The organism is Streptomyces sp. NPDC017520 (assembly GCF_044329855.1).
Taxonomy (GTDB): domain Bacteria; phylum Actinomycetota; class Actinomycetes; order Streptomycetales; family Streptomycetaceae; genus Streptomyces.
Map to the genome: position 1 here is coordinate 152,555 of NZ_JBIRKB010000001.1, position 21,627 is coordinate 174,181.

The following is a 21,627-nucleotide window of genomic DNA, read 5'->3' on the forward strand; positions in this document are numbered from 1 at the left end:
CCGGGCAGTCCTTGAGTTCTAGTGGTCGTCGGGGGCGCGGTCACGCTCCCGGCTCGGGTCTGAGCGCGTGATCGGGGCCCGATTCCAGGATTCCGGATCGTGCGATCAAGTAGCCGAGCTGGGCCCGGCTGTTGCTGCCGAGCGCGACGCTGAGTTTGGCGATGTGCGACCGGCAGGTGCGTACGTTCATGCCGAGGCGGCGCGCGATCGCCTCGTCGACGTGGCCCTCGACGAGCAGTTTGGCGATCGAATGTCTCACCCCGGAAATGCCGTCCGTCGTGGAGTCGTACGGAATCTGTTCCTGGAGGGGTACCGCGCGGTGCCAGAACTGCTCGAAGACCTTGGCGAGGTACTCCACGATGCCGGGGTGTCGCAGCTCAAGGGCTACGGTGCGGTCGTCGGTCGCCGGTATGAAGGCGACGGTGCGGTCGAAAATCATGAGCCGCTCTATCAGCTCCTCAAGTGTTCGGATCTCCACCTTGCTCTCGGCCATTCGGGCCGCGTAATTGAGGGTTCCATGGCTGTGGCGGACGGTGTGCTGATACAGCGTGCGCATGCCCACGCCACGTTCCGTGAGCATCTTGCCGCGTTCCATGGCGATGGTGAGCGCGTTCTCGCTGCGCCCGCCGCCCGGCTGAATGGTGAGGACCTCCGAACGGCACTCGGCGAGGGCGAGTTCGATCGAGGCGTTGATGCGGCCGATGCCTTCGAGGACCGTAATGGCGTGTGTGGTCGGCGGAGCCTGGGCACTGATCGCCATGAAGGGTTCGAACGCCTCGGTGAGCTCCACCGAGAGCCGCCTTCGCTCCTGGATCTCCCGCTCGATCGGGTGGAGCCGCTGCGTGAGCGCCGCGGACGGCGGCACCGGCCGCAGCCAGGTGGGGTCGTCGGGATCGGGATGGAGCAGGGCGAATTCCAGCAGACACGGGGCGTCCTCCGCCTCGACGCGAGCTATTTTGCCCACACTCAGCGCACTGGCGTAGACCCGTGCTCCCTCGTCGCACAAGGCACTAACCGAGTGGGGATGTACCGCTTTAGTGCTGTCTGTGGTCAATTCTCCACCCCCCAGGAACATGAATCAGCAGGAACATGATGCATCGCTTCTGTGGCGTTGACGTGCCTGGATGGGCCATCGTCTTGTTCTGCGGGGGAGAGGAAACCTTGGAAGTGAGGACGAAGCCCATCATGAGTAACAAAACGCTTCGCTCGGTGCTTGCTGTTGCCTTCTCCGTTGGGCTGACGACCGGGGCGCTGAGTGTTCTTGACCTCGTTGAGGGCGGCGTGACCCACGGTACGGCCGGCGCACAGGTGCAGGCCGCTCCGCCTCCGGACCTGGCCTGGGACTCCATGCCCGCACGGACGACGGGGGCGGAAGCAGCCCCCGGGTCGCTGTCGGAGGACGCCCCTGTCACACGGGGTCGGGTATGAGCACCCCGCCGGACGACCGGACCTTCCGGCGCGAAATGGCAACCGCCTATCGCTCAGGGTGGCATTTCATCGATCTGCTCACGGCACTCCCCCGCCGTGGCGACTCGTTGATGGTCACCCTGTTCGGAGAGCCGATCGTCGTGGTGATGGAAGAGGACGAGGACGTCCGCGCCTATCGCTGTCTCCGTCGGCCGCGCGGTGCGCCGCAGCCGGTCCGTTGTGCCGTCAGGTACGGCATGATCTTCGTCAATCTCGATCAGCGGGACCATGAGCTGTTCGACGCAGAACCACTTTCCGCCACCCCCCGCAGTGCCTGAGCGATTCCCCCGTCGTCACCTATCGCTCCGGCGCTTCCCCCACACAGCGGCGCCACCGTGACCTGAACACGGTGGCGCCGTTGTGCTGTTCCCGTACGGGGCCGGCTTCCGGGGGAGCCGTGGGTCAGGCCTTGCCGAGCGCCCGGTCGAGGGTGATCTCGATGACGACCCGGGTCGGGTTGATCCGCGGGGCGCGGCCGTAGCGCGCCTCGTGACGGGCTTCCGCGTCCGCGATGGCCTCCGGCTCCGTGCGGACGACCGCGAGGCCCTCCAGGGTCGCCCAGCGGGCCCTGTCGATCTGGCAGACGGCCACGCGCGCCCCGCCGGGGCCGGCGGCCCGGATGTTGGCGACCTTGCGGCTGCCCCCGTCGGTGATCACGCGCGCCACCCCGGCCTCCGGGTCGTACGTCACGCACACCGGCACCACGTGCGGCGTGCCGTCCGGGCGGGGCGTTGTCAGGGTGGAGAGGTGGCTCTCGCGCCAGAACGCGACATATGCGGGAGTGGGGTCGTGTACGTCTGCCATGGGGGCAGCGTACGAGGGCCGTCGCCGGGGGTCCCCAGCGCGTGCGCGCCGGGGTCCCCAGCGCGTGCGCGCAGTGCCTTGAGTGGAATAGACTCAACTTTGTGTACGTTGTTCACGTCAACACGACAACCGGGCGCGAGGAGGAGTGACCACACGTGGACGCCGAGCTGACCAACAAGAGCCGGGACGCCATCAACGCGGCCACCAGCAGGGCCGTGAAGGACGGGCACGCCGATCTGACGCCGGGGCACCTGCTCCTCGCGCTGCTGGGAGGTCAGGAAAACGAGAACGTCACTGACCTGCTCGCCGCCGTCGAGGCCGACCAGGCGGCGGTTCGGGGCGCGACCGAACGGCTGCTCGGGGGGCTGCCCAGCGTCACCGGCTCCACCGTCGCCCCGCCGGCGCCCAACCGCGAGCTGCTGGCCGTCATCCAGGACGCCGCCCAGCGGGCCGAGGAGCTGGGCGACGACTACATCTCCACCGAGCACCTGCTGATCGGTATCGCGGCCAAGGGCGGCCGTGCCGGTGAGATCCTCGACGGGCAGGGCGCCAGTGCCAGGAAGCTGCTGGCCGCATTCGAGACGAGCAGGGGAGGGCGCCGGGTGACCACACCCGACCCGGAGGGCCAGTACAAGGCCCTGGAGAAGTTCGGTACCGACTTCACGGCCGCCGCGCGCGAGGGCAAGCTGGACCCGGTCATCGGCCGTGACCAGGAGATCCGCCGCGTCGTGCAGGTGCTGTCGCGCCGGACGAAGAACAACCCCGTGCTCATCGGTGAGCCCGGCGTCGGCAAGACCGCCGTCGTCGAGGGGCTCGCCCAGCGCATCGTCAAGGGCGACGTTCCCGAGAGCCTCAAGAACAAGCGGCTCGTCTCGCTGGACCTCGGCGCGATGGTCGCCGGCGCGAAGTACCGCGGCGAGTTCGAGGAGCGCCTGAAGACCGTCCTCTCCGAGATCAAGGAGAGCGACGGCCGGATCATCACGTTCATCGACGAACTGCACACCGTCGTCGGCGCGGGCGCCGGCGGCGACTCCGCCATGGACGCGGGCAACATGCTCAAGCCGATGCTGGCCCGCGGCGAGCTGCGCATGGTCGGCGCGACCACGCTCGACGAGTACCGCGAGCGCATCGAGAAGGATCCCGCCCTGGAGCGGCGCTTCCAGCAGGTGCTGGTCGCCGAGCCCTCCGTCGAGGACACCATCGCGATCCTGCGCGGGCTCAAGGGCCGCTACGAGGCCCACCACAAGGTGCAGATCGCGGACTCGGCGCTGGTGGCCGCCGCCACCCTCTCCGACCGCTACATCACCTCCCGCTTCCTCCCCGACAAGGCCATCGACCTCGTCGACGAGGCGGCCTCCCGGCTCCGTATGGAGATCGACTCATCGCCGCTGGAGATCGACGAACTCCAGCGCTCCGTCGACCGGTTGCGCATGGAGGAACTGGCCCTCAAGAACGAGTCCGACCCCGCCTCCAAGCAGCGGCTGGAGAAGCTGCGCCGCGACCTCGCCGACAAGGAGGAGGAGCTGCGCGGCCTCAACGCCCGCTGGGAGAAGGAGAAGCAGGGCCTCAACCGGGTCGGTGAGCTGAAGGAGCGCCTCGACGAGCTGCGGGGCCAGGCCGAACGCGCCCAGCGCGACGGCGACTTCGACGCGGCTTCCAAGCTGTTGTACGGGGAGATCCCGGGCCTGGAGCGGGAGTTGGAGGAGGCCGCCGAGGCGGAGCAGGAGGCCTCCAAGGACACCATGGTCAAGGAGGAGGTCGGCCCGGACGACATCGCGGACGTCGTCGGCGCCTGGACCGGCATCCCGGCCGGACGGCTGCTGGAGGGCGAGACCCAGAAGCTGCTGCGGATGGAGTCCGAGCTGGGCAGGCGGCTGATCGGGCAGAGCGAGGCCGTGCAGGCCGTGTCCGACGCCGTACGCCGTACGCGGGCCGGGATCGCGGATCCCGACCGGCCCACCGGGTCGTTCCTCTTCCTCGGCCCCACCGGCGTCGGCAAGACCGAGCTGGCCAAGGCGCTCGCGGACTTCCTGTTCGACGACGAGCGGGCCATGATCCGCATCGACATGAGCGAGTACGGCGAGAAGCACAGCGTCGCCCGCCTCGTCGGCGCCCCGCCCGGCTACGTCGGCTACGAGGAGGGCGGCCAGCTCACCGAGGCCGTCCGCCGCCGCCCGTACAGCGTCGTGCTGCTGGACGAGGTCGAGAAGGCCCACCCCGAGGTCTTCGACGTCCTGCTCCAGGTCCTCGACGACGGCCGGCTCACCGACGGCCAGGGCCGCACGGTCGACTTCCGCAACACCATCCTCGTCCTCACCTCCAACCTCGGCTCCCAGTTCCTGATGGACCCCCTGGTCAAGCCCGAGGTCAAGAAGGAGCAGGTGCTGGAGGTGGTGCGGTCCTCCTTCAAGCCGGAGTTCATCAACCGGCTCGACGACCTGGTGGTCTTCTCCGCCCTGTCCGGCGACGAGCTCGCGCACATCGCCGGGCTCCAGATCGAGCGGCTGGCGAAGCGCCTCGCCGACCGCAGGCTCACTTTGGAGGTCTCGCCGGAGGCGCTGGCCTGGCTCGCGGAGGAGGGCAACGACCCGGCTTACGGGGCGCGGCCGCTGCGCCGGCTCATCCAGAGCGCGATCGGCGACCGGCTCGCCAAGGAGATCCTGTCCGGCGAGGTCCGCGACGGCGACACCGTACGGGTGGAGCGGGCCGAGGACGGGCTGATCGTCGGCCCCGCCGCGTGACGACTGCTCACAGGGGGTCGCAGTCTGTTGACAGACGCCCGGCGGACCCCGTCGCCGCACGCTGTCTGTCAGCTTGTGGCGGATCGGGGCCGCCCGGGCTTGCCATGCCCCGCCCGCCATGGGGGAGGATGGCCGTACTCGTCACGAAGGGAAATAACGGTGAGCATCGATCCGTCCTCGATTCCTAATTTCGGGGGCCAGCCCGAACCGCAGGCGGCAGGACCGGAGGGCCCCGTCGTCCCTGACCAGGACCTCGTCAAGCAGCTCCTCGACCAGATGGAGCTGAAGTACGTCGTCGACGACGAGGGCGACCTCGCGGCGCCGTGGGAGGAGTTCCGGACGTACTTCATGTTCCGGGGCGAGGACGAGCAGCAGGTCTTCTCGGTCCGCACGTTCTACGACCGCCCGCACGACCTCGACCAGCGTCCCGTCCTGCTGGACGCCATCGACGACTGGAACCGCCGCACCCTGTGGCCCAAGGTCTACACCCACGCCCACGAGGGCGAGGAGGGTGAGGCGGGTTCCGTCCGGCTGATCGGTGAGGCGCAGATGCTCATCGGCACCGGCGTCAGCCTGGAGCACTTCGTCTCCTCGACGGTGAGCTGGGTCCGCGCCTCGATCGAGTTCGACAAGTGGCTCGTCGAGCGCCTCGGCATCCAGCCCGCCGAGGGCAAGACGGAGGGCGAGGAGCCCGCGGGCGCCTGAACCCACGGTCCACGGCAGCGGCCCGGGCAAGCGGTCACCATGACCGTCGCCCGGGCCGTCCGCGTACTCAGCCCAGCCGGGCCAGGCGCTCCACCGCCTCCTCCAGGACCTCGTCCTTCTTGCAGAAGGTGAAGCGGACCTGGCTGCGGCCCGCCTCCGGATCGTCGTAGAAGACCGAGACCGGCACGGCCGCCACCCCGCAGCGTTCCGGGAGCGCGCGGCAGAAGGCGCCCGCGTCCTCGTCGCCGAACGGAGAGATGTCGGTGGTGATGAAGTACGTCCCCTCGGGCTCGTAGACCCGGAAGCCCGCGGCGCGCAGCCCCTTCGCCAGCAGGTCCCGCTTGCGGCGCATGCCCTCCCGGAAGTCGGTGAAGAAGGCGTCGGGCAGGGCGAGCGCCTCGGCGATCGCGTACTGGAACGGGCCTCCGCTGACGAAGGTCAGATACTGCTTCGCCGCGCGGACGGCGGCCACCAGCGGCGCGTCCCCGGTGACCCAGCCGATCTTCCACCCGGTGTACGAGAACGTCTTGCCCGAGGAGGAGATCGACACCGTGCGCCCGCGCATCCCGGGGAGCGCGGCGATCGGGTGGTGCGCCCCCGCGAAGACCAGGTGCTCGTACACCTCGTCGGTGACCACCAGCAGATCGTGCTCCACCGCGAGGGCCGCGATCCCGGCCAGCTCGTCGGGGGTGAGCACCGCGCCGGTCGGGTTGTGCGGGGTGTTCAGGAGCAGGAGGCGGGTGCGCGGGGTGATCAGGGTGCGCAGTTCGTCGAGGTCCGGGCGGAAGTCCGGGGCGCGCAGGGTGAGCGGTACGCGCTTCGCGCCCGCCATGGCGATGCAGGCGGCGTACGAGTCGTAGTACGGCTCGAAGGCGATGACCTCGTCGCCCGGTTCGAGGAGGGCGAGCAGCGAGGCGGCGATCGCCTCGGTGGCGCCGGTCGTCACCAGGACCTCCGTCTCCGGGGACCAGGTCAGGCCGTAGAAGCGTTCCTGGTGGGCGGCGACGGCGGTGCGCAGCTCCGGGACGCCGGGGCCCGGCGGGTACTGGTTGCCGTGCCCGGCGCGCAGCGCCCGGACCGCCGCCTCCCGGATCTCCTCGGGGCCGTCGGTGTCGGGGAAGCCCTGGCCGAGGTTGATGGAGCCGGTCCGCACCGCCAGCGCGGACATCTCCGCGAAGATCGTCGTGCCGAACGCGGCGAGGCGGCGGTTGAGCAGTGGCCGCCCCTCTGCCGGGGTTCCCTGGGTCGCTCGTCCCTGTGTCATGGGCGCCATCCTGGGCCGAAGCTCTGGAGTTGCTCAAGTCCGCTTTGGCGTGCGGAGGAGTGGGGAATCCCCCTGTCACACAACAACGGGGAAGCGACGGGGGACCTCGCTTCGGGGGAAGAAAGGCGGGTGGGGAGCATGAGCGTCCTCATCGCGGTGCTGGTCGCCGTGGTCGTCATCGGTGCGCTGCTGGCCGGTCTGCGGGTCACCGGGGGGAGCAAGTCGTCGAACTCGCGCAACTGGCGCCGGCGCTCCACGAACGGGGCGTCGGCCGGCGGCGAGAGTCTCGGCGGTGGCGCCGGTGGCGCCTGGTGGGCGGGTGGCACCGACTCCGGCAGCGGTGGCTCCGGCGGGCACTCCTGCGGCGGCGGCTCGTCGTGCGGGGGCGGTGGCGGCGGCTGCGGCGGGGGCGGCAGCTGACCGGGCCGCCGGTGCACCGTCACCGAACGTGACCTGACGCCGGGCGTCCGGGGGGTGAACTCCCTCCGGACGCTCTTTTGTTGAGCGACGCGGACGTTTTTGGCTGAACAAGTGAACCGGTGGGCCCCCGAGGGGATGGAAACCACGGCAAGTTGGGCGAAAGCGCTGTGAGTGGGCCTACTTCGTGATTCCCTCGTTGAAGAGAACAATCAGCCCTCGGACCCCAGTCGGACCAGATCGGGCGCTCCCCACCTCCCACGTGCTGCAACTCGGGGCGTCCTGCTGTCCATGTGTCCATGTGTGTTTGCGGAGCCCACCCATGCTCACCACCCTCCAGACGGCCTATTCCGATACTCGCGCCGCCGACCTGGCCTGGATGCTGGGACGGGAGCCGCTGCCCGCCCTGGCAGTCCTCGATCTCCAGCTCGGCGGCGCCCAACTCCAGTTGAGGCTGCTCGGCGCCTCCCACCAGGTCCTCCTCCAGGAGGACCGCGGCGTCTGCTCCGAGACCGTGGCCTGTATGCCCGGCAGCAGCACCCCCCTGCCCCTCGGCGTCGCGAAGCGGATCGGGGACTGGGAGTACGAATTCGCGGCGCGCGTCGAGACGCTGACGCAGGGCCAGTTCGCCGGGCGGGCGCAGGAGTTGCTCGCCCTGGTGAGCGACCACCCGCACGGCCTGGCGGGCACCTTCCCCGGCAGCCCGCACGCCTTCACCGCGATGCTCGCCCAGCGCACCGAGGGCCAGGTGCGATGGCGCACCTGGCACGCGTACCCGCAGGAAGGGCAGTTGGTGGTGACCCGGACCAGGGTGGGGGTGCGGATTCCCGCGCCCGCGGCCTGACCGGCAGGGGCACTTGCACCCGTGTGGGTGACAGGTTGCGACTCTGCGGTGACGTAGCGTTCGCATCATGATCGACCAGCAGATGCCGCTGCGAGGGGGCGCGGCGCGGCTTCCCGTACGGCCGAGGACCGGCCGGTTCCTCGTGCTGGCCGTGGTCTTCGTCTGCGCCGCCTGCGGTCTCGTCTACGAGCTCGAACTGGTTGCCCTCGCCTCCTACTTGATCGGCGATTCGGTCACGCAGGCGTCCGTCGTGCTCTCCGTGATGGTGTTCGCGATGGGTATCGGATCCCTTCTCGCGAAACGTTTGCGCTGCCGCGCCGCCGTCGGTTTCGGGCTGGTCGAGGCGGCCCTCGCGCTGATCGGCGGCTCCTCCGCGCTGGTGCTCCACGCCTCGTTCGCCTGGCTCGGCGAATCGCAGTACGCGCTGGTCGGGTTCTCGCTGGCGATCGGGGTGCTGATCGGCGCGGAGATCCCGCTGCTGATGACGTTGATCCAGCGTGTCGACCGGCAGGACGCGGGCGGTGCCGTCGCCGATCTCTTCGCCGCCGACTACGTGGGCGCGCTGGTCGGCGGGCTCGCGTTCCCGTTCCTGCTGCTGCCGGTGCTGGGGCAGTTGACCGGTGCGCTGTTCACCGGCGCGGTCAACGCTGCGGCGGGCGGCGCGCTGGTCCTGTGGGTGTTCCGGCGCGACCTCACCTCCCGTTCCCGGTGGCTGCTCCTCCTGGTCAACGGCGCGGTGATCGCGGTGCTGGCCACGGCCACGGTCCTGGTCGACGACTTCGAGCGGGCGGCGCGGCGCGCGGTGTACGGGGACCAGGTGCGGGTCGCCGTGCAGACCGGGGTGCAGGAGGTCGTCCTGACCGGCGCCGACCGCGGTTCCCTCGCCCTCTATCTGGACGGCCGGCTGCGGGTCAGCGCCCGCGACGAGTACCGCTACCACGAGGCGCTGGTGCACCCCGCGATGAACGGGCCCCGCGCCCGCGTGCTCATCCTGGGCGGCGGCGACGGTCTGGCCGCCCGCGAGGCGCTGCGTTACGAGGATGTCCGCTCGGTCACCGTCGTCGAGCTGGACCCGGCCGTCACCCGACTGGCCCGCACGGACCCCGCGCTCTCCGAGCTGAACGACCACGCCTTCCGCGACCCCCGCGTCTCCGTGGCCGGGGCGGACGCGTTCACCTGGCTCCGGGCCGACCGCGGACGCTACGACGTGGTGATCTCCGACCTTCCGGACCCGGGCATCACCGCCAGCACGAAGCTGTACTCCGCCGAGTTCTACGGGCTGGTCGCGGAGGCCCTGGCCCCGGACGGGCGGCTCGTGGTGCACGCCGGTCCGCTGGGCGCCCGGCCGGGGACCTTCTGGACGGTGGAGGCCTCGGTGCGCGCGGGCGGCCTCGCGACCCGCCCGTACCGCGTCACCGGCCGGTACGCGGGCCTCGCCGCGAGCCCGGGCCGGGGCGGCGGCGGGGACCGGGAGCGGGAGGACTGGGGCTTCCTCCTCGCCGGACCGGGCGTGGCTCCGCGGCTCGCGCTGGCCGCCGGCGGGCCCGTACCGCGGTCGCTGGGCGGCCGGGAGCTGCGCGAGGGGGCGCGGGCGGCGGACGAAGCCCGGCTTCCCGGGCTGGTTCCCTCGACGCTGATCCACCCTCGGTACTGGGAAGACGCGTGAGCCCGCCTGCGCGCCCTCGGCTTTCGGCGGGCCGAAGCGGCTGACGTTCGGGGCCGGGGCCGATTAGGCTCGGTTTCCATGGAGCATGAGGTGTTCGTTCCGGTTCCCGTCCCGACCCTGCTGCGCACGCTGGGCGATCCCGCCCGGGTCGCTCGCTGCGTCCCCGGCCTCCAGCAGGACGCCGACGCGTCGGCGTCGCCCCTGGCGGGCCGGCTGAAGCTGCGGGCCGGCGGCCACACCATCACCTACCGGGGCGAGCTGCTGCTCACCGGCCCGGAGAGAGACCGCTTCTCCGTCACCGGGAAGGGCGTGGAGGCCCGGGGCGCCGGTGCGGTCGAAGTGGCCCTGACCATCGGCCTCACGGCGACGGACGGCGGGACGACGATCGCCTACAGCGGCACGGCGAGCGGGGACGGGCGGCTCGTCGAGCTGGCGGAGGGCGCGGCGCTCGCGGCGGCCCTCCGGCTGCTGGACCGCTTCACCCAGCAGCTGGTGACGGAGTCGCTGGCGGCGCGGGAGGACGGGGACACCGAGGCCGACGCGGGCACGGACGCGGACACGGAGGCCGACACGGGCACGGACACGGGCACGGACGCGGACACGGAGGCCGACACGGACACGGAGGCCGATGCGGGCACGGACACGGATGTCGACGCCGATGTGGACGACGTCGTGGCCGCGGAGGGGCTTGAGGGCGACGAGAGCGACGACGGCCCCGGGTCCGTGTTCGACTCGCCCGTGCCGCCGCCCTCGCTCGACCCCGTCGCGGGCGTGGAGTTCACCGTTCCGGACGAACCGCCCGCCGAGGCCGCGCACGCCCGCCGCACCATGATCGGGCGCAGCGCCGAGGAGGTCGACCACGCGCCCCCTCGGGGCCGCTACGCCCCCGTGCCCTCCCCGGAGGCGGGCGGTGCGAGCACGACTCTGCGGTGGGTCGCCCCCGCCGCCGCCCTCGCGCTCGCCTCCGCCGTGGTGCTGAGCCGGGCGCTGCGACGCCGGAGGTAGCGGGCGCCGGAGGTAACGGGCAGCGGAGGCGATGCCCACCGGAGGCGATGGTCACCGGTGGCGATGGTCACCGGTGGCGATGGGGTCATCGGTGGCAACGGGCGCCGGAGGCGGGGACGGGCCAGTAGGGTCGTCGGGTGAGCAGGAGCGAAGAGAACGTCAGGCTGGCCGTCGGCGAGGCCGAGTTGACCATCGACCCCGGGCATGGCTGCCGGATCAGCAGCCTGCGGATCGGGGGCGTCGAACTGCTCCGCCAGGGCGAGCGGTACGGCTGTTTCCCGATGGTGCCCTGGTGCGGGCGCACCGGGAATGGGGAGTTCCGCAACGGCGACGAGGTCCACCGGCTGCCGTTGAACTCCCCGCCGCACGCCATCCACGGCACCGGCCGCGACACCTCCTGGGAGCCGGCGTTCACGGCCGCCGACCTGGAGGAGGGGCGGGCCGCGTTCTATTACGACCTCGCCGAGCCCTGGCCGTACCGGGGCCGGGTGACGCAGACGTTCGAGCTGACCGGGGACGCGCTGACGCTGGGTCTCGCCGTCGAGACGTCACGCGACTCCTTCCCGGCCCAGGCCGGCTGGCACCCCTGGTTCCACCGCACCCTCGACGGCGTGGCCGCCGAGCTCTCCTTCGACGCCGCCTGGCAGGAGGAGCGCGGCGCGGACCATCTGCCCACCGGCCGGCGCATCGACCCCCTGCCCGGTCCGTGGGACGACTGCTTCGGCATGCCCGACGGCGTGGACGTGAAGCTCACCTGGCCGGAGCGGCTGGAGCTGACGGTCAAGAGCCGCAGCGAGTGGGTGGTCGTCTACGACGAGCAGGACGAGGCCGTCTGCGTCGAGCCGCAGTCCGGGCCGCCGAACGGGCTGAACACCGTGCCCCGGCTGGTGACCCCGATCGACCCGCTGGAGATGTCGACGACCTGGAGCTGGACGCGGCTCTGAGCCGGTGCCCGGTTCTGAGCCAGTGCCCGGCGGTGGGCCGGTGCGGTACCGCTTACCCTCGTGGACATGACTGACGTACGCGCTGACCTGCTCCAGCAGATCAAGGACAAGGCCGTGGTGCACGGCAAGGTGACCCTCTCCTCGGGGCTGGAAGCCGACTGGTACATCGACCTGCGCCGGATCACGCTGGACGGCAAGGCCGCGCCGCTGGTCGGCCAGGTCATGCTCGACGCCACCGCCGAGCTGGACTACGACTGCGTCGGCGGGCTGACCCTGGGCGCCGACCCGGTCGCCACCTCGATGCTGCACGCCTCCGCCGCCCGGGGCAGGAGCCTGGACGCGTTCGTCGTCCGCAAGGCGCAGAAGGCACACGGGATGCAGCGCCGCATCGAGGGCACCGACGTGAAGGGCCGCCGCTGCCTGGTCGTCGAGGACACCTCGACGACGGGCGGTTCACCGCTGACCGCCGTCGAGGCGGTGCGCGAGGCGGGCGGCGAGGTCGTCGCCGTCGCCGTGATCGTCGAGCGCGGTGCCGCCCCGGCGATCGCCGAGGCCGGTCTGCCGTACGTCCACGTCTACTCGGTGGCCGACCTCGACCTGGGCTGAGCCCTGGGGCCTCCTGTTTCACGTGAAACAGGGTCCGCCGAGTGGAGCCGGATGAGGAGTCTGGGAAGATGGGGGCGACGATGACGTCGCCCCCAGGTCAGGGACTCAAAGCCTGCACACCCGCACATCCCAAGGAGCGGTCAGATGCCCATCGCAACCCCCGAGGCGTACGCCGAGATGCTCGACCGGGCAAAGGCGGGCAAGTTCGCCTACCCGGCCATCAACGTCACCTCGTCCCAGACCCTGCACGCCGCCCTGCGCGGCTTCGCGGAGGCCGAGAGCGACGGCATCGTCCAGATCTCCACCGGCGGTGCGGAGTTCCTGGGCGGCCAGTACAGCAAGGACATGGTCACGGGCGCGGTCGCCCTGGCGGAGTTCGCGCACATCGTCGCCGCGAAGTACGACGTCACCATCGCGCTGCACACCGACCACTGCCCCAAGGACAAGCTGGACGGTTACGTACGTCCGCTGCTCGACGTCTCCGCGGAGCGCGTCGCCAAGGGCCTGAACCCGCTGTTCCAGTCCCACATGTGGGACGGGTCGGCCGAGACCCTCGCCGACAACCTGGCCATCGGCCAGGAGCTGCTGGCCAAGGCCGCCGCCGCGAAGATCATCCTTGAGGTCGAGATCACCCCGACCGGCGGTGAGGAGGACGGCGTCACGCACGAGATCAACGACGAGCTGTACACGACCGTCGACGACGCGCTGCGCACCGCCGAGGCGCTCGGCCTGGGCGAGAAGGGCCGCTACCTGCTGGCCGCCTCCTTCGGCAACGTCCACGGCGTCTACAAGCCGGGCAACGTCGTGCTCCGTCCCGAGCTGCTGAAGGACCTTCAGGCGGGCGTCTCCGAGAAGTACGGCAAGCCGGCCGGCAGCCAGCCGTTCGACTTCGTCTTCCACGGCGGCTCGGGCTCCACCGCCGAGGAGATCGCCACCGCGCTGGAGAACGGCGTCGTGAAGATGAACCTCGACACCGACACCCAGTACGCCTTCACCCGCCCGGTCGTGGACCACATGTTCCGCAACTACGACGGTGTCCTGAAGGTCGACGGCGAGGTCGGCAACAAGAAGACCTACGACCCCCGTACCTGGGGCAAGGCCGCCGAGGCGGGCATGGCCAAGCGCGTCACCGAGGCGTGCGGCCACCTGCGCTCCACGGGTACGAAGCTGAAGTAACCACCCCGTCCGCACGGACGTACGGTGTCGGGCCCGGTCCTCCTTCCAGGGGGCCGGGCCCGTTGCCGTTCCGGAAGAGAGAGAAGAGGCCCCGCTGTGGGTGCGACTTACGATTTCGACACCGTCGTCGACCGCCGGGGCACCTGGTGCGTCCAGTGGGACGGGGTCGCTGACCGGTTCGGGGTCGACGGGCTGCTGCCGTTCACCATCTCGGACATGGACTTCGCCACGGCCCCCGAGGTCCTGGCCGCGCTCCGGGACCGCCTGGAACACGGGGTGTTCGGCTACACCACCTGGCAGCAGGACGACTTCCGCTCGGCGATAGCCCACTGGTACGCGACCCGGTACGGCACCACGATCGACACCGGGCAGCTGGTCTACGGCCCGTCCGTGCTCAACCAGCTCTCCCAGCTGCTCCGGATGTGGACGGGAGAAGGGGACGGCGTCGTCGTCCACACCCCCACGTACGACGGCTTCCGCAAGGCGATCACCGGGCTCGGGCGCGAGCTGCGGGGGGTGCCGGTGGGGGACGAGGAGGCGCTGGAGCGCGAGCTGTCGCGGGCGGACGCGAAGGTGCTGGTGCTCTGCTCGCCGCACAACCCGACGGGGCGGGTGTGGACGGCCGGCGAGCTGGCCCGGACGGCGGAGCTCGCGGAGCGGCACGGGGTGGCGGTGATCAGCGACGAGATCCACGCGGACTTCGTGCACGAGGGGGGCGTGGGGCGCGTCCATGTGCCGTGGACGCGGGTGGCGGGCGCCGGGCGCTGGGCGCTCGTCTCCTCCGGATCGAAGGCGTTCAACTTTCCGGCGCTGACCGGTTCGTACGGGCTGATCGGCGATCCGGCCGACCGGGCGGAGTTCGTGCGCCGGATGGAGACGGGGGAGGGGCTGGCGTCGCCGGCCGTTCTGTCGTTGACCGCGCACATCGCGGCGTACCGGGAGGGGGCGGCGTGGCTGGACGCGGTACGGGCGTATGTGGCGGCGAACCTCGGGTACGTCGCGGACCGGCTGGGCGAGGCCTTCCCCGAGCTGGGGTGGGCGCTGCCGGAGGCCGGGTACCTGGCCTGGATCGACCTGCGGCCGCTGGGGGTGGACGACGCGGCTCTGCAGCGGGTGCTGGTGGAGCGGGAGGGCGTGGCGATCATGGGGGGCGCCGTTTACGGGGCGCCCGGGTTCGTCCGGCTGAACGTGGGGTGTCCTCGGGAGAAGGTGGTGCGGGGGGTGCCGGCGTTGGTGCGGGCGGTGGAGGCCCTGCGGTAGGGGTGGCCCCGGGGGCGTTGCCCCCCCTGGGCCCCCGTTGCGGGGGCGCTGCCCCCGCGCCCCCGCTCCTCAATCGCCGGAGGGGCTGGAATGCCGCCCCGGGCGCGTGGAGTGCGGGGGTGCCCACCGCACTGGTGTTCCTCAATCGCCGGACGGGCTGATGTGCCCCGGTCCGTCGCATGCGGGTCGGGGTGAGTCGGGGCAAGCTGCTTCCATGGTTGCTGCTGCCCCCGCGCCCGGCGAGATCCGGGTCGCCTCGTCCGTCGGGCGGTGGGTCGTTCTGACCACCGTGCTCGGCTCCAGCATGGCGATGCTGGACTCCACGGTCATCAACGTGGCCCTGCCCCGCATCGGCGAGGACCTCGGCACCGGCATGGCCGCGCTCCAGTGGACCGTCAACGCGTACATGCTCACGCTCGCCGGGCTGATCCTCCTCGGCGGGGCGCTCGGGGACCGGTACGGACGGCGGCGGGTGTTCGTGGTGGGGGTGGTGTGGTTCGCGGTGGCCTCGTTGCTCTGCGGGATCGCGCCGAACGCGGGGGTTCTCGTCGCCGCCAGGGCCTTGCAAGGGGTCGGCGGCGCACTGCTCACCCCGGGGTCCCTCGCGCTCATCCAGGCGAGCTTCCATCCCGACGACCGGGCCCGGGCCGTGGGGCTCTGGTCGGGGTTCGGTGGGGTCGGGGCGGCCGTGGGGCCCTTCGTGGGCGGGTGGCTCGTCGACGGGCCCGGGTGGCGGTGGGTCTTCCTGCTCAATCTGCCGCTCGCCGCGATCTGCGTGCCCGTCGCGCTCCGGCACGTACCGGAGTCGCGGGATCCGGCGGCGCATGGCCGGTTCGACGTGCTGGGGGCCGTCCTCGGGGCGCTGGCGCTCGCCGGGGTGACGTACGCCCTGATCGAGGCCCCGGGGCGGGGCGCGTCGCCGGTGGTGATCGGGTCGGCCCTCGCCGGGGTGGCCCTCGGAGTGGCGTTCGTCCTGGTCGAGCGGAGGCGGGCGGATCCCATGCTGCCGCCGTCGATCTTCCGCTCCCGGCTGTTCACCTCCGTGAACCTGGTGACGTTCTGCGTCTACGCGGCCCTCGGCGGCTTCTTCTTCCTCTCCGCGATCCAGCTCCAGGTGGTGGCCGGCTACTCGGCGCTGGGGGCCGGTACCGCGCTGCTGCCGACCACGGTCCTCATGCTGCTGTTCTCCGCCTGGTCGGGGGAGCTGGGCCGGCGGATCGGGCCCCGTGTCCCCCTCACCGTGGGGCCGCTGCTGGCCGCCGCCGGGATGCTCCTGATGCTGCGGGTGGGGCCGGGCACCCCGTCCGTCGGTTCGTACGTCAGTGAGGTGCTGCCCGCCGTCCTGGTGCTCGGCGCCGGGCTCGTCGTGGTCGTCGCGCCGCTCACCGCGACCGTCCTGGCCGCAGTGGACGCCGGGCGGGCGGGGCTGGCCAGCGGCATCAACAACGCCGCCGCGCGGGCCGCGGGGCTCATCGCGGTGGCGGCCCTGCCGCTGCTCGCCGGGATGGGGCCCGAGGCGTACCGGGACGCGGGCGAGTTCGCCGCGACCTTCCGGCGGGCGATGCCGATGTGCGCCGGGCTGCTGGTGGCGGGCGCGGTCATCGCCTGGTGGACGGTGCGCACCCCGGCCGCCGCCGTCCGCGGCGAGCGGCCCGAGTGCGCGGTGCACTGCGGGGTTGTCGCCCCGCCGCTGGAGCCGGAGCGCCGCGAGGGACGACGTACGCCCGCGGGACAGGCCCCGGAGCGCGGGCGGCCGAGTCGGGGCGCGGTGCCGCCGGACCGTCGCGGCAGGCACACTTGAGCCATGTCCATCCACGAGAACCTGCTCGGGGGCCCTGCCCCGACCCACCTCCCCGACGACCCGGAGCCGCGCGAGCTGCTCGCCGCCGGCACCCCGCCCGCCGAGGTCGCCGCGAAGTACCCCACCTCCTCGCTCGCCTGGGCGCAGCTTGCCGACGAGGCGTTCGAGGGCGGCCGGGTCGTCGAGTCGTACGCGTACGCCCGTACCGGCTACCACCGCGGCCTCGACTCCCTGCGCCGGGCCGGCTGGAAGGGCCACGGCCCCGTCCCGTTCGAGCACGAGCCGAACCGCGGCTTCCTGCGCGCCCTGCACGCCCTGGCGCGGGCCGCCGGGTCGATCGGGGAGACCGAGGAGCACGAGCGCTGCTCGACGTTCCTGCGGGACTCCTCGCCGACCGCCGCCGACATCCTCAGCTGACCTCGGGCGTCTCCCCGCCCAAGCGCACCGGGCGGGGAGCCGCCTAGGGCTTCGCTTCGGACCAGGCCGGGCTCGCGGGGTCCGGCACGCACTCCCCCGAGCTCTCGGCTTCGCTCGAGCAGGGAGGGGCCCCCTCCGGCGTTGTCGTCGGTCGGCATGGCTCCGCCATGACTCCCTCCTCCGCCTTGCAGCTGCACGCACCGGACCCCGCTCCCTGATCCGGCCTGGTCCGAAGCGAAGCCCTAGTATGCGAGCAGGGGACCGGAGCTCCATCACCTCACGGAAGGGGCGGACCGCTACCCGGAAGCTCGTGTCGAGGAGACAGAAATGTCGACGAATCACCCCGACCCCGAAGCCACCGGTGCGGACACCCCGCACCTGGACTTCGAGGGAACGACTCCGTACGAGGACTATGTCCAGGCGGATGTCCTGACCCACCTCCAGCACCTGTGCTCGGACGATCCCGGCGAGATGGTCTTCCTGGTCACCACCCAGGTCATGGAGCTGTGGTTCACGGTCATCGTCCATGAGTGGGAGACCGCGACCCGCGCCCTGCGCGAGGACCGCATACCCGTCGCGCGCGACGCGCTGAAGCGTTCGCTGCGTGAGCTGGAGGCGCTCAACGACTCCTGGCGGCCACTGGCCGGACTCACCCCCGCCCAGTTCAACTCCTACCGGGGTTCCCTCGGCGAGGGCTCCGGGTTCCAGTCGGCGATGTACCGGCGGATGGAGTTCCTGCTCGGCGACAAGTCCGCCTCCATGCTGGTGCCGCACCGGGGCGCGCCCCGCGTGTACGCCGAGCTGGAGAAGGCGCTCGGTGAGCCCAGCCTGTACGACGAGACCCTCGCCCTGCTGGCCCGGCGCGGCTATGCCATCCCGGAGTCGGTCACGGGCCGGGACCTGACCCAGCGGTACGAGCCGTCGCCCGAGGTCGAGGCCGTCTGGGCGGAGATCTACGCCTCCGACGACCAGAACGACGAGCTGGTGCGCCTCGGCGAGCTGCTCACCGACGTCGGCGAGCTGGTCTGGCGCTGGCGCAACGACCACCTCGTCGCCACCCGGCGCGCGATGGGCTCCAAGACCGGCACCGGCGGTTCCGCCGGGGTGGCCTGGCTGGAGAAGCGCGCCACGAAGAACGTGTTCCCCGAGCTGTGGACGGCGCGCAGCCATGTCTGAGACACCCCGCGCCATGGAGACGGGTTTTCGCGAGCGCGCCGCCGTCCTCGACGCCGCCGATCCGCTCGCCGCGCGGCGGAAGCTCTTCGCCCTCGACGACGGCGTCTACCTCGACGGCAACTCGCTGGGCGCGCTGCCCGTCCACGTCCCCGCCCGCGTCCAGGACGTCCTCACCCGCCAGTGGGGCGAGCTGCGCATCCGGTCCTGGGACGAGAGCGGCTGGTGGACCGCGCCCGAGCGGATCGGCGACCGGATCGCCCCGCTCGTCGGGGCCGCCGCAGGGCAGATCGTCGTCGGTGACTCGACCAGCGTGAACGTCTTCAAGGCCGTCGTCGCCGCGGGCCGGCTCGCGGGGGAGGGACGCGACGAGATCCTGGTTGACGCGACGACCTTTCCCACGGACGGGTACATCGCCTCGTCCGCCGCCCGGCTCACCGGTCACCGGATCGTGCCCGTCGCGCCCGCCGACGTCCCGGCCGCACTCGGGCCGCGTACCGCCGCCGTGCTGCTCAACCACGTCGACTACCGCTCCGGCCGGCTGCACGACCTGTCCGGACTGACCGCCGCCGTCCACGCGGCGGGGGCGGTCGTGGTGTGGGACCTCTGCCACAGCGCCGGCGCGCTGCCCGTCGGACTGGACGAGCACGGGGTGGACCTCGCGGTCGGCTGCACCTACAAGTACCTGAACGGCGGCCCCGGTTCGCCCGCGTACCTGTACGTCGCCGAGCGCCACCAGGCCGCCTTCGACTCGCCGCTGCCGGGCTGGAACTCGCACGCCGACCCGTTCGGCATGACCCCCGGCTACGCCCCGGCGGACGGTTCAGCACGGGGCCGGGTCGGCACGCCCGACATCGTCTCCATGCTGACGCTGGAGGCGGCGCTGGACGTGTGGGACGGGGCCTCCGTCGATGTGGTGCGGGCCAAGTCCCTCGCCCTGACGGACTTCTTCCTGGAGTGCGTCGAGGCGTACGTCCCCGCGGGCCGGGTCACCTCCGTCACCCCGGCCGCGCACGCCGAACGCGGCAGCCAGGTCGCCCTGCGCTGCGAGGGGGCCGAGCCCGTGATGCGCCGGCTGATCGAGCGGGGCGTCGTCGGCGATCTGCGGCGGCCGGACGTGCTGCGGTTCGGCTTCACCCCGCTGTACGTGGGGTTCGCCGACGCGGAACGGGCGGCGCGGATTCTCGCCGAGGTGCTTGCCGAGGTGTACGCCGAGGCCTTCGCCGACGACACCGTCGGCTGACGGGTCGTCACCGTCTGTTCGACCGGGCGGGGACGGAGCCGAGTGCTGGTACCGTCCCCGCAGGTCAGCCCAGTTGGGCGAGAACACAGGCACTGGACACAGGCATAGGACGGTTGAGCAGCATGTCGGATTCTGCCGCGCGTGATCGGGACGTCGCCGAGACGGAGTCGGCGCTCGCGCATCCGGAGGTCGCGCCCGACCGGTCCGCCGCCTACGGGGACCACCCCGACCAGGTCGTCGACTTCTACGCGCCGCGCGACGGCCGCACCGGCGCCCCGCTCGTCGTCCTCCTGCACGGCGGTGCCTGGCGGGCCCCGTACGACCGGGCCCATGTCTCCCCGTTCGCGGACTTCCTGGCCCGCCGGGGCTTCGCCGTGGCGAGCGTCGAGTACCGGCGCGGCGGCGACGACATCCCGCAGCAGCGCGGCGGCGGGGAGAACACCCGGCCGAGCGGCGCCGACCCGGTCGCGGGGCGCTGGCCGGAGACCTTCGACGACGTGGCCGCCGCGATGGACGCGATGCCCGTGCTGGCCGCCCGCGAGCTGCCCGGGGCCGATGTGCGGCGGATCGTGGTCACCGGACACTCGGCGGGCGGGCACCTCGCCCTGTGGGCGGCGGCGCGGCACGTCCTGCCCGAGGGGTCGCCGTGGCGGCTGCCCGCCCCGCCGCCGCTGCGCGGGGTCGTCGCCCTGGCCCCGATCGCGGACTTCACGGTGGCGGTCGAACTGGGGGTGTGCGGCGGCGCGGTCGGCCAACTCCTGGGCGGAAAAGCTGACTTCGAGGGCCGTGCGGCGCAGACCGACCCCGGGGTGCTGCTGCCGACCGGGATCGCCACCGCGATCGTGCAGGGCGTCGAGGACATCGTCGTGCCGCAGGCCGTCTCCGAGGCGTACGTCGACGCGGCGGCCAGGTCCGGCGAGATGGTGGGGCTGACGCTGCTCGGCGGCGTCGGGCACTTCCCGCTGGTCGATCCGGCCGCTGACGCCTGCGCCGTCGTGGCCGAGGAGATCACCCAGCTCGCCTGGTGAATCCCTTCCGGGCCCCCGCCACGTTTGCGGACGGAAGGTGTCCGCAAGGGTCTCTACGTTGGTCCTGTTGCCGCTCGACCGGAGCCGGTACCGACGAAGGGGAACCTCATGACGATCCTGGTGACCGGAGCCACGGGAACGGTCGGCCGCCGCGTGGTCGAGCAACTGCTGGAGCGCGGCGAGCACGTCCGGGCCCTGACCCGCGAACCGGCGCGGGCGGAGTTCCCGGACGGGGTCGACGTCGTCCGCGGTGACCTTACGGACCCGGCGTCGCTCGCCCCCGCGCTGGACGGGGTGAGCGGGCTGCACCTCATCACCTTCGGCGGCGAGTTCTTCGCCCCGCTGGAGACCGGTGAGGAGATCCTCGCCCTGGCCCGGAAGGCCGGCGTGCGCCGGGTGACCGTGCTGCACGGCGGCGGCGAGACCCCGATGGAGGCGGCGGTGCGGGCGAGCGACCTCGCCTGGACCGTCGTGATGCCGGTGGAGTTCATGGCGAACGCCCTGGAGTGGGCGCCCGGCATCAGGAGCGAGGGCGTGGTGCGCGAGCCGTTCGTCGGCCGGCTGAGCGCGATGGTCCACGAGGCGGACATCGGGGCGGTGGCGGCTGCGGCCCTCACGGAGGGCGGTCACGGCGGCCAGGTGTACCTGATCACCGGGCCGCAGGCGCTGACCGTCGGCGACAGGACGGCGGCCATCGCGGCGGTGCGGGGCGCGGATGTGGAGCTGGTCGAGCTGACGGAGGAGCAGGCGCTGGAGACCTGGCGGGGCCAGGGCATGCCGGAGGACGTGATCGCGTTCCTGATCGACGTCTACCGCGACACCCCGCCGGAGGGCCGGACCGTGACCGACACGGTGGAGAAGGTCACCGGGCGGCCGGCCCGGACCTTCGCGCAGTGGGCCGAGGAGCACGCGGACCACTTTCGCGCGGGGGCCTGAGAAGGCCGCCACCAGGGGCTCTGCGGCCTCTGGTGCGGGTACGGCGGAGGCGGGTAGTCCTTGAGGGGGACGCCCCGGAATCCGTAGCGATGGTGACGACCCGCCGTCCGCCGCCGCCTACCGTGGAAGC

At 72.0% G+C, this 21,627-nt stretch carries 20 protein-coding genes; 17 read left to right on the forward strand and 3 right to left on the reverse strand.

Annotated elements, in window-relative coordinates; genetic code table 11:
- Nucleotides 1-40: 40 nt before the first annotated feature.
- Nucleotides 41-1,075, reverse strand: a complete 1,035-nt coding sequence (locus ACH4KB_RS00720) for a helix-turn-helix transcriptional regulator (RefSeq protein ID WP_398062265.1) — start codon at nucleotides 1,073-1,075, stop codon at nucleotides 41-43.
- 349 nt (nucleotides 1,076-1,424) lie between these two features.
- Between ACH4KB_RS00720 and ACH4KB_RS00725 the strand changes: the two genes are divergently transcribed.
- On the forward strand, nucleotides 1,425-1,745 hold the full coding sequence (locus tag ACH4KB_RS00725) for a hypothetical protein (protein ID WP_003967571.1): 321 nt from the start codon (nucleotides 1,425-1,427) through the stop codon (nucleotides 1,743-1,745).
- A gap of 124 nt (nucleotides 1,746-1,869) precedes the next feature.
- On the opposite strand, the gene ACH4KB_RS00730 is transcribed toward ACH4KB_RS00725, so the two are convergent.
- The gene (locus ACH4KB_RS00730; protein WP_398062267.1) at nucleotides 1,870-2,271 is read right to left on the reverse strand and encodes a pyridoxamine 5'-phosphate oxidase family protein; all 402 of its coding nucleotides are present in this window, start codon (nucleotides 2,269-2,271) and stop codon (nucleotides 1,870-1,872) included.
- A 155-nt stretch (nucleotides 2,272-2,426) separates the two neighbouring features.
- Here ACH4KB_RS00730 and clpB point away from each other — a divergent pair, with 155 nt between their 5' ends.
- Both clpB and ACH4KB_RS00740 read left to right on the forward strand, forming a co-directional pair.
- On the forward strand, nucleotides 2,427-5,012 hold the full coding sequence (gene clpB, locus ACH4KB_RS00735; RefSeq protein ID WP_398062269.1) for an ATP-dependent chaperone ClpB: 2,586 nt from the start codon (nucleotides 2,427-2,429) through the stop codon (nucleotides 5,010-5,012).
- Nucleotides 5,013-5,171: 159 nt separating this feature from the next.
- Entirely contained in the window at nucleotides 5,172-5,717 is a 546-nt protein-coding gene (locus ACH4KB_RS00740) for a YbjN domain-containing protein (protein WP_398062271.1), read from the forward strand.
- A gap of 67 nt (nucleotides 5,718-5,784) precedes the next feature.
- On the opposite strand, the gene ACH4KB_RS00745 is transcribed toward ACH4KB_RS00740, so the two are convergent.
- A complete protein-coding gene (locus ACH4KB_RS00745) occupies nucleotides 5,785-6,981 on the reverse strand; it encodes a pyridoxal phosphate-dependent aminotransferase (protein WP_398062273.1) in 1,197 nt (398 codons plus the stop codon).
- A 138-nt stretch (nucleotides 6,982-7,119) separates the two neighbouring features.
- On the opposite strand from ACH4KB_RS00745, the gene ACH4KB_RS00750 reads away from it, so the two are divergent.
- The 14 genes from ACH4KB_RS00750 to ACH4KB_RS00815 all read left to right on the forward strand — a co-directional run bounded on the left by ACH4KB_RS00750 (nucleotide 7,120) and on the right by ACH4KB_RS00815 (nucleotide 21,497).
- Nucleotides 7,120-7,401 (forward strand): hypothetical protein, encoded by a 282-nt coding sequence (locus tag ACH4KB_RS00750; RefSeq protein WP_398062275.1) that lies wholly within the window; start codon nucleotides 7,120-7,122, stop codon nucleotides 7,399-7,401.
- A gap of 319 nt (nucleotides 7,402-7,720) precedes the next feature.
- Nucleotides 7,721-8,242, forward strand: a complete 522-nt coding sequence (locus ACH4KB_RS00755) for a DUF2617 family protein (RefSeq protein WP_398062277.1) — start codon at nucleotides 7,721-7,723, stop codon at nucleotides 8,240-8,242.
- Nucleotides 8,243-8,309: 67 nt separating this feature from the next.
- Entirely contained in the window at nucleotides 8,310-9,908 is a 1,599-nt protein-coding gene (locus tag ACH4KB_RS00760; RefSeq protein WP_398062278.1) for a polyamine aminopropyltransferase, read from the forward strand.
- A gap of 78 nt (nucleotides 9,909-9,986) precedes the next feature.
- Entirely contained in the window at nucleotides 9,987-10,913 is a 927-nt protein-coding gene (locus ACH4KB_RS00765) for an SRPBCC domain-containing protein (protein ID WP_398062280.1), read from the forward strand.
- A 137-nt stretch (nucleotides 10,914-11,050) separates the two neighbouring features.
- Nucleotides 11,051-11,857 carry an aldose 1-epimerase gene (locus ACH4KB_RS00770; protein ID WP_398062282.1) on the forward strand — a complete coding sequence of 269 codons (807 nt, stop codon included), beginning with the start codon at nucleotides 11,051-11,053 and terminating at the stop codon, nucleotides 11,855-11,857.
- A 66-nt stretch (nucleotides 11,858-11,923) separates the two neighbouring features.
- Nucleotides 11,924-12,463: an orotate phosphoribosyltransferase gene (pyrE, locus tag ACH4KB_RS00775; RefSeq protein WP_398062284.1), complete on the forward strand. Its 540-nt coding sequence runs from the start codon at nucleotides 11,924-11,926 to the stop codon at nucleotides 12,461-12,463.
- A 144-nt stretch (nucleotides 12,464-12,607) separates the two neighbouring features.
- The gene (gene fbaA / locus ACH4KB_RS00780) at nucleotides 12,608-13,639 is read left to right on the forward strand and encodes a class II fructose-bisphosphate aldolase (protein ID WP_007452913.1); all 1,032 of its coding nucleotides are present in this window, start codon (nucleotides 12,608-12,610) and stop codon (nucleotides 13,637-13,639) included.
- Between the two features lie 96 nt (nucleotides 13,640-13,735).
- Nucleotides 13,736-14,899, forward strand: coding sequence for a MalY/PatB family protein (locus ACH4KB_RS00785; protein WP_398062287.1), 1,164 nt, complete (start codon nucleotides 13,736-13,738; stop codon nucleotides 14,897-14,899).
- A gap of 214 nt (nucleotides 14,900-15,113) precedes the next feature.
- On the forward strand, nucleotides 15,114-16,700 hold the full coding sequence (locus ACH4KB_RS00790; protein WP_398062289.1) for a DHA2 family efflux MFS transporter permease subunit: 1,587 nt from the start codon (nucleotides 15,114-15,116) through the stop codon (nucleotides 16,698-16,700).
- A gap of 3 nt (nucleotides 16,701-16,703) precedes the next feature.
- Nucleotides 16,704-17,117, forward strand: a complete 414-nt coding sequence (locus ACH4KB_RS00795) for a DUF3151 domain-containing protein (protein ID WP_007452918.1) — start codon at nucleotides 16,704-16,706, stop codon at nucleotides 17,115-17,117.
- 327 nt (nucleotides 17,118-17,444) lie between these two features.
- Nucleotides 17,445-18,293 (forward strand): tryptophan 2,3-dioxygenase family protein, encoded by an 849-nt coding sequence (locus ACH4KB_RS00800; RefSeq protein ID WP_398062291.1) that lies wholly within the window; start codon nucleotides 17,445-17,447, stop codon nucleotides 18,291-18,293.
- On the forward strand, nucleotides 18,286-19,533 hold the full coding sequence (gene kynU, locus ACH4KB_RS00805) for a kynureninase (RefSeq protein ID WP_398062293.1): 1,248 nt from the start codon (nucleotides 18,286-18,288) through the stop codon (nucleotides 19,531-19,533). The genes ACH4KB_RS00800 and kynU overlap by 8 nt, the downstream gene beginning before the upstream one ends.
- A gap of 122 nt (nucleotides 19,534-19,655) precedes the next feature.
- Nucleotides 19,656-20,561 carry an alpha/beta hydrolase gene (locus tag ACH4KB_RS00810; RefSeq protein WP_398062295.1) on the forward strand — a complete coding sequence of 302 codons (906 nt, stop codon included), beginning with the start codon at nucleotides 19,656-19,658 and terminating at the stop codon, nucleotides 20,559-20,561.
- Between the two features lie 108 nt (nucleotides 20,562-20,669).
- Nucleotides 20,670-21,497, forward strand: coding sequence for an NAD(P)H-binding protein (locus ACH4KB_RS00815; RefSeq protein ID WP_398062297.1), 828 nt, complete (start codon nucleotides 20,670-20,672; stop codon nucleotides 21,495-21,497).
- Nucleotides 21,498-21,627: the final 130 nt, after the last annotated feature.